The 10,271-nt window shown below is 60.9% G+C and carries 12 protein-coding genes and 1 pseudogene; 3 read left to right on the forward strand and 10 right to left on the reverse strand.

Going from position 1 to position 10,271, the window contains the following annotated elements; all coding sequences use genetic code 11:
- The first annotated feature begins 541 nt into the window (after nt 1-541).
- Nucleotides 542-1,174, forward strand: a complete 633-nt coding sequence (locus E3N86_RS00125) for a bifunctional 2-polyprenyl-6-hydroxyphenol methylase/3-demethylubiquinol 3-O-methyltransferase UbiG (RefSeq protein ID WP_198412853.1) — start codon at nt 542-544, stop codon at nt 1,172-1,174.
- 610 nt (nt 1,175-1,784) lie between these two features.
- Here the strand turns inward: E3N86_RS00125 and E3N86_RS00130 are convergent.
- The 7 genes from E3N86_RS00130 to E3N86_RS00160 all read right to left on the reverse strand — a co-directional run bounded on the left by E3N86_RS00130 (nt 1,785) and on the right by E3N86_RS00160 (nt 5,230).
- Complete coding sequence (locus E3N86_RS00130; RefSeq protein WP_134511068.1) at nt 1,785-2,249, reverse strand: GNAT family N-acetyltransferase; 465 nt, start codon at nt 2,247-2,249, stop codon at nt 1,785-1,787.
- Between the two features lie 67 nt (nt 2,250-2,316).
- Nucleotides 2,317-2,649, reverse strand: a complete 333-nt coding sequence (locus tag E3N86_RS00135; RefSeq protein ID WP_134511069.1) for a hypothetical protein — start codon at nt 2,647-2,649, stop codon at nt 2,317-2,319.
- Between the two features lie 178 nt (nt 2,650-2,827).
- Entirely contained in the window at nt 2,828-3,157 is a 330-nt protein-coding gene (locus E3N86_RS00140) for a transcriptional regulator (RefSeq protein WP_134511070.1), read from the reverse strand.
- The gene (locus E3N86_RS00145; RefSeq protein WP_134511071.1) at nt 3,147-3,617 is read right to left on the reverse strand and encodes a hypothetical protein; all 471 of its coding nucleotides are present in this window, start codon (nt 3,615-3,617) and stop codon (nt 3,147-3,149) included. Before E3N86_RS00145 ends, E3N86_RS00140 begins: the two co-directional genes overlap by 11 nt.
- Before the next feature lie 80 nt (nt 3,618-3,697).
- A complete protein-coding gene (locus E3N86_RS00150) occupies nt 3,698-4,057 on the reverse strand; it encodes a transcriptional regulator (protein WP_134511072.1) in 360 nt (119 codons plus the stop codon).
- Nucleotides 4,029-4,460: a hypothetical protein gene (locus E3N86_RS00155; RefSeq protein WP_134511073.1), complete on the reverse strand. Its 432-nt coding sequence runs from the start codon at nt 4,458-4,460 to the stop codon at nt 4,029-4,031. Before E3N86_RS00155 ends, E3N86_RS00150 begins: the two co-directional genes overlap by 29 nt.
- A gap of 299 nt (nt 4,461-4,759) precedes the next feature.
- Nucleotides 4,760-5,230, reverse strand: a complete 471-nt coding sequence (locus E3N86_RS00160; RefSeq protein WP_134511074.1) for an N-acetyltransferase — start codon at nt 5,228-5,230, stop codon at nt 4,760-4,762.
- A gap of 198 nt (nt 5,231-5,428) precedes the next feature.
- On the opposite strand from E3N86_RS00160, the gene E3N86_RS00165 reads away from it, so the two are divergent.
- Nucleotides 5,429-5,938: a GNAT family N-acetyltransferase gene (locus tag E3N86_RS00165; protein WP_134511075.1), complete on the forward strand. Its 510-nt coding sequence runs from the start codon at nt 5,429-5,431 to the stop codon at nt 5,936-5,938.
- A 479-nt stretch (nt 5,939-6,417) separates the two neighbouring features.
- Nucleotides 6,418-7,137, forward strand: a complete 720-nt coding sequence (locus E3N86_RS00170; protein ID WP_134511079.1) for an alpha/beta fold hydrolase — start codon at nt 6,418-6,420, stop codon at nt 7,135-7,137.
- Nucleotides 7,138-7,228: 91 nt separating this feature from the next.
- Here E3N86_RS00170 and E3N86_RS00175 read toward each other — a convergent pair whose 3' ends face one another.
- The 3 genes and pseudogenes from E3N86_RS00175 to E3N86_RS00185 form a co-directional block, all read right to left on the reverse strand.
- Complete coding sequence (locus E3N86_RS00175) at nt 7,229-8,557, reverse strand: hemolysin family protein (RefSeq protein ID WP_134511076.1); 1,329 nt, start codon at nt 8,555-8,557, stop codon at nt 7,229-7,231.
- Nucleotides 8,558-8,821: 264 nt separating this feature from the next.
- Nucleotides 8,822-9,331, reverse strand: coding sequence for a GNAT family N-acetyltransferase (locus E3N86_RS00180; RefSeq protein WP_134511077.1), 510 nt, complete (start codon nt 9,329-9,331; stop codon nt 8,822-8,824).
- Between the two features lie 170 nt (nt 9,332-9,501).
- Nucleotides 9,502-10,271: pseudogene (locus E3N86_RS00185) on the reverse strand (amino acid transporter); the annotation flags it as partial.

The following is a 10,271-nucleotide window of genomic DNA, read 5'->3' on the forward strand; positions in this document are numbered from 1 at the left end:
GTCGGATGCGCGAGGACCCGCATGGATGCAGCCGAGCTGAGCGTGGTGCGTGAAGCGTCGCGGGGGGACATACCGCTGACCCTATAAGAACAACAGTCATTGCGCAATGCACATTGCGCAATGACCATTGTTGAATTCGCCCTTCGCTGACCTCTACCGCATAAATTTCGAGACCCCGGATGCTTCGTAACCTAGGTGTATCGAAACGCCTGGGATATAAGACACTGACACCTGCTCCGGAGCGACGCGGGCGTATAGCTAAAGGCGCCAAATAGCGATCACAGAACGCCGCCACAGATCGCTATGAGTCATACTTGTTTGCACAACTCATCCACACCGACGTCGACCCATGCCGTCGTCCCGTATGGGGAACCCTCACCGGAACAGCTCGCGTTGACCGGTAGCCGATCGTTTAGCGTGACGAGGCAAGGGCCGCTGCTGAGGTCGCTGTATTCATATCGCCTCGGAACCTTTAGCTTGCCGCGAAGTTGTCTTCGTTGCAGGCGTCCCGGCCGCAACCACGGTAGGTCCACTCCTGACATTGATCGATCCAGACATGGCGCAGACTGGCGGCATGGATTCTCAGACGATTGCGGCGTACGACGCCGATGCCGCCACTTACGCCGATGAGTGGGAGCAGGAGCAGGACGCCCCGACAGATTTATATGCGCTGCTATCGGAGCACTTCACGCCAGGCCCGACCGCAGACGTGGGGTGCGGCAGCGGTCGCGACAGCGCATGGCTCTCGATGCACGGCTTCCCGACCACGGGATTCGATGCGTCGCAGGGAATCTTGGCCCAGGCGCGCAGGCGCCACCCCGAGGTGAATTTCGAATGCCGACTGTTGCCGGGACTCGACGGAGTCATGAACGCATCGTTCACAAACGTGCTGTGCGAGACGGTCATCATGCATCTGCCCGATGCTGAAGTCGGGCCCTCCGTCGCCCGAATGCTCAGCCTCCTTCTTCCCACGGGAACGCTCTTTCTGAGTTGGCGTGTCACCCAGGGATCCAATCGGCGAGACGACGCCGGCAGACTATACGCAGCGTTTGATGGTTCGGCCGTCATGACGGCCCTCGCTGGGGTGGAAGTGCTGATGGACGAGGAAGTGGTCAGCGCGTCCTCAGGCAAGGTCGTGCGCCGAGTAATTGCCCGGGTCAGTGGAACGGTCTGATCCTCCCCGGCGACCGGCAACCGCAGCACCTCGCAGACGACGAAGGCCCAACTGCCCACGCGTCAGATCGACAGTCTCGCCACCAAACATCCGAACTCACCACCTACGTGTCACTCAGGGTCCGTCTTACGGGACAGCCGATGAGCCCACGCGCGACGGCAGAATGTCACGCTCCTTTAGCTGCTGGTGGCACCGGGGAGACGTACAGACGATCTTGTACTTGTGCCTACTGGTCACGCGTTGGTCACCCTCGTAGAGTAGTAAGCACGCGCCGAGGAGTAGCTGCGCGATCGTGCAGGCTTTCGACGCCGAGACGCACACGACCTAGAGATCGAGGTACCGCATGACTCAGTCACGTGGCCATGCTGGGCTATGGCAAGTACTTGGGGCAATCCTGTCGTTCCTCGCCAAGGGCATCGGTGCCGGGCTGTCCTCGATCGCCACCATGACTTTCGGAGGCCGAGCTGCGCCAGGCGACCTGCCAACATCGCCGCCGCCCAAAGAGTATCGACCGTAAACGACCAGCGCCGCCTCAGCGGATTCGGCTACTGACCCAGACCGAGGAACTTCGGCAGCGGGCTGGCGTCCTGGACCTTCGGCTATCAGGCGTTCAGAGCGATCCCGGCTTCAGATCGTATGTCACCCATTTTGTCGAAGTGGCGGTCGAGTCATAAAGGCGCCGGGCACGAGTGTTGTCCTCCGCCGTGATCCAGCGGACGACTGAGCTGCCTTCACCGTCGGCCAATGAGGAGAGTTCGCTGAGTAGCGCCCGTCCGACGCCGGAACCGCGAGTGTTCGGGGACGTGTACAGATCGTCGAGGAAGATTCCCACGCTGCCAGTGGAGGGCCGGGCAAATCGTCGATAGTGCGCGAGTCCCACGAGGCGATCCCCGGTACTGGCAACGAAGGCATTGACTTCATGCGCGCCGTCGTTGATCCAAGACCACACACGTTCAACAATTCTTTCATCGGGGGAGAGTGCGTAAAATTCTCGATATTCCCGATACAGCCCAGCCCACTCGGAGAAGTCTGATGCCTGGACCGAGCGAACCAAGACCGTGTCGTCTGTACTCATCGCCCCAGAGTAGCGGCCCGCATTCTGTTCCCGATGGAGGCTTATTGCCCGGCCGCGGATCGGCGACCTAGAGATTAGTCAAGCGCGTCAGCAGGGTCTCGGCTGCGCCGGTGATGCTGCCGACTGCGGAGAAGGTGAAGATACCAGCCACTCCCCAGAACCAGTAACGGTCACTCCGACCCGCTCTCATCCGGTTGAGCGCCAGCCACCAAGCTGCCACGGTCGCCAAGGTGGATGCGATTACGGTACCGAACGCCATCCGGACGAAGTCTGCTGCGTCTGGAGCACCCCAGGAGTTGGTCGCGAGAATGATACAGAACGGAACGATGATCATCCCCACGAATCCGATGAGCACCGGAGACACAGCGCGTCGTTTTTGAGTACTCGTCTGAGTTGTCATGCGGTGAGTCTCGCAGGTCTCGCCCCTGCAGACGACGCAATCCTTCCCGCGATCCGCAAGGGGTTCCCCAACGCTACTCCCCTAGGCTTCGGAACCTCGGCGGATTGGCGCCGAATCTGCGTCCATGGACGTCCCGCAAAGATTCAGGGGTCTGAAGCTGTTAGCAGGCGCCTCGCGGTCAAGAATTCGCGTTGTCGAGGTGCTCGAAGCCCACTGAAATCTTCCTCAGCGCTCGAATGTGGTCGTCGAACGCGTTTCTACCCGTTGCGGTGAGGCGAAGCCAGGTGATTCGGCGGGAATCGTCGCGCGATGCTGACGCTTTCTTGGTGACGCCGACGAAGCCAGCGTCAATGAGGGCCTTCGATTGCTTCGAGAGCGTGGCGTCGCTGACGCCGAGCGTATCGCGGAGTACGGCAAAGTCCAGCTCATCGACCGAGCGGAGGAGTCCGCATATCCGCAATCGCAGAGGTGCATGAATGATCTCGTTGAAAATACCATCAGCGGACATGGCGAAGACGCTCTCGCATCGTCGAGAAGATTAGTCTCGCGAGCCAGAAGACCCATACAAAGGCCACGACTGCCGGAACCGCAATCCACCAGATCAAGCCTGTGGCGGCGAGCCCCAGGGAGACGCTGAAGAGGGCGAGCATGCCCACCACTGCGGCGACGAATGCCGCCCACGCCTGCACCCCAAACCGCGTGAATTTGATGCCAGTGACCCGGTATGACAGGGCCACCAACAGAATTCCGGCAACAAGAGCCGTGTTCAGCACAAAGCCCCCGGCGTCCTGGCCGGGGAAGGCGGGTGTCATCACGTAGCTGGCTGCGATAAGTCCAAATCCAGGTGCAAGCCATTTCGGGGCCCGGACCTTCTCAACAAGACGGGCCCGGTCAGCTTGGAGTTCCTCAAGGAGCCCGGATACGACTCGGGCGTCATCCGGCCCGCTCGGCGTCAAGTTGTTTTCCATAACGGTAAGTCTATCAAGTCATTTTCCGCAACTGCAAGTAACTTGGGCTGGACGCGGCCAAGGCTCCTCGACTGAATCCGTTACCCGCCCGTCGGCGCGATGGGGGTCTGGGCAGAGAGCGCCGAGTTGGCGATCTCTTGGAGTGCCGCGAGGTGCTGATCAAAAGCCTGTCGCCCACGACTGGTGAGAGACACATTCGTCCGCCGGCGGAAGTCGCTCCGGTCAGGTGATGAGTGTTTAGAGGTGGTGATGTAGCCGAGTTCCACGAGATTCCGGATGGTTTTGGAGAGGTTCGCCTCGCTGACTCCGAGAGTCGACGTCAGGGCGGAGAATTCAGCAGAATCGACCGGACAAAGCAGGGCACACAGCCGCAGCCGAGTCGGGGCATGGATGGACTCGTCGAAGTGCGCGTCAGAGCCCACGTCGGAGCTCCGCGCCATAGATCCGGTCGTAGAACAGGCCGCCAGGGAACATCGTCAGGAACCCGATAGCGGCCGTGGCCACGATCCACGCCTGCTGTCCAACGACAGTGAAAAGAGCGGAGACAAAGAGCATGACCAGCACCAGAACCCCGATACCGATCAGGACGAGCAAGCTGCGCGGGCCAGGAATACGGTTCGTGGAAAATCCGGTGCTTTTCCTGTACGCGTATTCCAGGAACACGATCACGGCGCAGGCGCCAGCGATAACACTGGCCATCCAGCCTGGGTTATTGATCGCCGGGGAGCTGACGATCGCAGCAGTGACGATCCCGAGCACCGGGTAGTACCAGGCAGGTGCTTGGGTTCGGCAAGCCAGCTTTTGCCGATCGGCACTTATCGCATCGAGGGTCGCTTTCGCCACAGCCGGATTCTTGTGCCCGATCGAATTACTTTCCATACAGTTGAGCATTTCGCTTAACCATGAGTTAAGCAACTGGGGGGGGGTGCACCGGTTATGGGATGACTTGGTAATCGGAAGAGCAACTGCTTCCTGCGAACGTCCGTCTGTAGCTTTTCTGTGACGATGAACCGACCCGCGAGGAAACTCAGCACAGCATAAGCCGACGTTCACTAATAATCGCCCGCAAAGCGTTCCACCTACGGGTGTCCACCTCGGCGCTGCCCTGCAGTGACGCCAACCAGCGATAGCGAAGAGAAGGCTCAGTCGAGCTTCTTGAGCATCTTCACCGAGGTTGTCTCGTAGCCGAGGGAATCGTAAAGTCGCCTGGCGCCGGTGTTGAATTCGAAGACGCTGAGGCCGAGAGAGCGCGCACCGTGGGAGCGTGCATATTCCTCGCCGAGCAGCATCGTTGTTCTCCCATGACCCCGGCCACGCTGGTCAGCGTTGATGAAAACGTCCCAGACCCACCACGCCCCCGGATCGGTGGTGACATCCTGCCCGATCCACAGATATCCCACTGCCGTACCAACCTCGTTCGTGACGTGAAAGACCTCATTGCCGGGGCTCTGAATGCCCTCCGGGAACGAACGCGCCATGCTCTCGACCGCGATGCGCCGCGCTTCCTCGTGTGATCGACCCTGGGCAAGTAAATCACCGACGTACTCCGCGCTGCTTTGCTCAATCCACGTCGGGAAGTCGCTGGCGAGGATTCGTTGAAGGGTTACGGTCATCTCTCAATTCTTCCAGGCCGACCGTCGAGTTGCACCGACGGATTCCGAGGGCAGGGCGCGGACAGGCACGAGGGCATGAACTCTTGGGTGAGGCACAGGCCCCCGATCTCTCGCGCTTAGCGCGTCCCCGTTGGGGCGAGATCCGCTCCACCAATGGCCATGTGATCCGTCCGACCGCGCCTGTGCCATTCTCAGGAGATGGATTGGCCCCAACCTGAACTCGTCTGCTCTGAGCGGCTCCTGCTCGAACCACTCGCGGTGGACCATGCAGCTTCGATGGTCGACGTTCTGGCCGACCCGTCGCTATACGAGTACACCGGCGGTGAAGCCCCGTCATTAGACCTGCTCCACAGCAGATATGCCGCACAGAGCGTTGGGCAGGCTGATGACGGTTCTCAATGGTGGCTGAACTGGATAGTCACCTACCGAGACACCGGCGAGCCGGCCGGTTTCGTGCAGGCAACCGTCGAGTGCGACGGTTCAATGCTCGTTGCTGAGATCGCCTGGGTCATTTCGCCGAGGCGCCAAGGCCAAGGCATAGCCTCCGAAGCTACCCAGATGATGATCGGATGGTTGCGAGCACACGAGGTTAACCGCTTCACCGCACATATCCATCCGGAGCACCAGGCCTCAATAGGCGTCGCTCGAAATCAAGCACTACGCCCGACCTCCACCGCGAAAGACGGCGAGACCCGGTGGATGTCCTAACAAACGCCGAATGCCGATAGAACGCTCCGGAGAGGGTTGGTTGGCCGGACAGATCTTGAGCCCTGCGACCAACGGATCATAAGTCCGCTGGGTGATCGTGACGAGTCGCTATGCTCAACGAGCTCCGCTAGACACAGCCTTTGGTAAGTCGAGTACGGATGTACATCCGCGGGCGGCCAGTAGATTCGACCTATGAATGAAGAACGTGACCGGAGCGACCTGAACGTCTATGGTGCCGAAGACTTCGAAGAGCTCGATGCAATCTTGGCCGCCATTGACCGGGCTCTTGACACGGACGGGTAGACCACCAGCAGCGTTTAGGGCGTTCCTCTTGCGGGGAACATTACGCAGTGGGCACTTCACTCTTGTCTCGTAACCTGCGTGTGTCGAAACCCATGGGTGGTTACGAGGCGTATAGGTTTTGCGACACGCGAATGGGAAGCGCTAGTCGTTAGGGTCGCAGTGTGACTGTCGAAAATATGTGGGTGTCGGATTCAGGTGAGGGGCCCCCTCTGTTGGTATTGCATCCAGGTGGAACCGACTCGCGCGCCATAGAGATGGTGTGCGCGGAGTTTTCTGGTTACCGTCAGCTGCTCGTTGACCGCCCTGGGCACGGACGCTCGGCCGACATGGTCGGGCCGTGGTCCTTCGCGCAGATGGCCGATGCTATGGCTGAGGTTCTCGACGACCGCGATGTTGACAATGCTCATGTTCTCGGGTGGAGCGATGGAGCAATAGTCGGACTTTACCTGGCGCTTCGCCGTCCGGACCTGGTCTCAACGCTGGTATTTGGCGGAGCGGCTTTCCACCATGACGGGTGGTTGGACGGCGTTCTCAGTGAGGAGGACCCGCCGAAGTTCATGGGGGACTCCTACGCCGAACTGTCACCGGACGGTGCTGATCACTGGGCAGTCGTCGTTCGCAAAGCGGTCGAGCTCCACCAGCTCGAGCCGGATCTCAGCCTGGCTCGGCTTAGCAACGTGAAGGCCCCAGTTCTCATCATCGTCGGCGATGACGACGAGGTGCAGTTCAGTCACTTGCTCGAGATGTACGGTGCGCTTCCAAACGCAGAGCTGGCTGTGGTCCCGCGATCGACACACGGTCTGATTATCGAGAAGCCAGACATTCTGGCTCGATTCGCCCGAGACCTACACCGCTCCGATCGAACAAACGGCGTCGCACCTCTGCGAAGGACATGACCGCGGATCCACTTACCAGCCGCCCCGCGAGGAGCGCCACCGACAGCTCGTCTTCCAGGCAACCACTCTGATGGCTAACCTCGCCCGTCGGTCAGCTCTGCGTAGGGTGCGCATCGGTTTCCTGAGATGGCGGTGATGGCGTCTCTCCGCGCGGGACGACTAGCAGTTCCGAAATGCGCCGGCGATCCATCGCCGTGACTTGAAGACTGATGTCGTTGAGTTGGACGACGTCACCAATCCGCGCGAGACGTCCGAGCCGTTCGATCACGAAACCGGCGATGGTATCGGATGCGCTTACGGGCAACCGCACGCCAGTCGCCTCTTCAAAGTCCTGGAAGTTGAGTCGGCCGTCAAGTGACCCTCTCCCTGACTCGAGGTCATGAGGGAGCGCGTCGGTGTCGTATTCGTCGAAGATTTCGCCGACAACTTCCTCCACGAGGTCTTCGAGGGTGACGATGCCGTCGGTCCCGCCGTACTCATCGACGATGACGGCGATCTGATGTTTTTCTGCTCTCATTATCGTGAGGGTCGGGAGCACCCGCGCGGTCGCTGGGAAGTACAAGATAGGCCGCATGATTTCGCGAACCTGCTTGTCGGGATTCTTTGCGATCATCTCGTAGAGGTCCCGCACGTGGACAAAGCCGATGATGTCGTCGATGGTGCGATCGATTACCGGGTATCGCGAGTACGGCAGGTCATGCACCTCGGTAAAGACCTCGCGAACGGATACCGTGCCGTCCAGGGCTGCGACTTCGGGACGGGGCCGCATAATCTCGCTGAGCTGGCGGTGCCGCAAAGAGAACACGTCGTCGAGGATCCGCCGTTCGTCTTCGGGTAGCCCCTCATGGCTCGAAACGATGTCTCGCAGTTCCTCTTCGGTCATCTCCTCGCTGGTTTTGTGCGGGTCTCCGCCGAGTAGACGCACGATCACGTTCGTCGACCTCGACAGCAGCCAGATGACTGGCCGCATCGCGACAGCAAACCCATTGAGTGCGGGCGCGACTGCGTAGGCGAATGCTGAGTTGCGCTGGATCGCGAGACGTTTGGGGGCGAGCTCACCGAGTACCAGGGACAGATACGCGATCACGAGGGTGAGCGCGATCGTGGCAACCGTGGCAGCGAGCGATACGTTGAGGCCCAGAGCGACAAATAACGGCGCTACCGAGGGGGCGATTGAGGCGGCCCCGTAAGCGGCGGACGCAAACCCGGCTACGGTCACGCCGATCTGTACGGCTGCGAGAAACCGATTGGGGTTGCGCGCCAGAGCCGCGACCTTCTCGCCGCGCCGCCCGCGGGCCGCGATCGCGTTGAGTTGGCTATCACGGAGCGTGACGAGCGCCATCTCCGTGGCTGCGAAAACCCCGCCGATCAGGACGAAGATGAGGACGAGGGCGATGTTTAATACGAGATCGCCGTTCAAAATGTCTCGACCGTCGACATGAGGGGAGGGGTCGAGACGCAGGGTCTATGACCGTCGGGAGATGGCTCTTGAGGAGTCCTATGCACCCGTAGAGGATATCAAACGTCTCCGACAGAAAGCTGGATTCAAGATTGCCCGATTGCGTGTTCCTTACTGGAACGACCATGAGACAACGAAGGACCGGCATTGGGACGACCCGGCTGGCCAGCGGAGATGTCGCGCGGACCGTTCCTGACTGGTGCGGTCTCGTCCGGCAGAACACTGTTAATGGCTCGCGGTGCGCTCGGGGCTGAGGTCTCGGAGCATGACGAGCTCGCGCTGGCCACCCGGCAGCACATCGCCGGGTTCGACGGCAAAGCCGTTTCTTTCGTAGGTTCGTCGGGCCGCGACATTGTCCGGCATCACGGATAGGGCGAGCGTCGTCGCGCCAGTGCTCGCCGCCCAGCGCGCGATTGCTGTGATGAGTGCAGTGGCGACACCACGACCACGAACGGCGGGGTCGACCCACATTGAGATGAGCTCAGCGCGGCTGGCGCGATCCTTGGATGGGGTCCCAGTGGCCATGCCAACAACGGCGTTCCTGTCGATGTCGACGGCCAATAGATTATTCGCTCCTGGGATCGACAGACGGTCACGCCAGCGGTTATCCGGTGCGTCTGCCCACTCTTGCAAGCGTGAACCGAAGGCGCCGGGCGCGTCGTTCAACGCCGCGAGCCGCACCGACCGCCAGGCCAGCCAGTCATCAGCGGATACGGTGCGCAGCTCGATGGTCATGCCCCGACCATACCGACCGGCGCGACGTCAGGAGGAGCGACAGACACGATGAGGAGAGCTTCACGAGTGCGTCCGCGGGCTGCAGGGCCATCAAGGGTTGGGCGATACGATGCGGTACGGGCCGAACCAGGAAGTGCTGGCTCTTCAGAACCGCCACTCCACAGGTGGCTTCAGCCGCCACCCACATGGATGCCTGGCCGGCATGCGGGATCGGCTTCGTTTTGGCGAAGGATTTCGCGCACGACGGGTGCGGTATCTCCTTGGCCGAGGAGGAGGTAGCGCAGGAGGTGCCCGAGGGGGTTGCCCTCTGACCATTCAAAGTAGGCGTGAGGTCGCACTCCGGATGCGTCGCGCAATGCCAAGAGGATGGCGGCGATGGCGTTCGGAGCCGCGGGGCTCTGGGCTCGCAGCACCCGAAGCCCGTTGATTTCTTCACCGCGAACATGGAGCGTCTCGCTGAAACTAGACGGATCCACCACCTCGATCTCCAGGAACAGTACGTCGGCACGACCCGGCACGGGATTCATCCCCCGCTGCTCCGTCTCTTTTCCGGCGTAGTCGGTTTGTTTGCCCGGTTTGGGCTTTGTCGCAATCAGGTTCAACGCGCCATCGAAGACGAGCGAGTCGGTGATGAAGCGCCGCGCTTTTTCGTCCAGTTCGACCGTTTCCACCCGCAGTTCGGTGGTGCGTGAAACCCGGGAGACGAGTGACACGACGATGATCCCCAAAATGAAGAACGCCGAAATGGCTATGCCGTCGGGCTTCTCCAGGATGTTCGCGCCCAGGGCGTACAGGAGGATCAGGGTCAGGATGGTGAATGCGACACTGGCCCGGCGCTGGTGGCGTCGGATCGCCGAGATCGTGACGGCGATGGCGCCGGACACCATCATGGCCAGGATGCCGGTGGCGTAGGCGCCGGCCTGCGCGTTGACGTCGGCGT

Origin of the sequence: Cryobacterium sp. Hz7 (genome assembly GCF_004402815.1) — a bacterium.
GTDB classification, from domain to species: domain Bacteria; phylum Actinomycetota; class Actinomycetes; order Actinomycetales; family Microbacteriaceae; genus Cryobacterium; species Cryobacterium sandaracinum.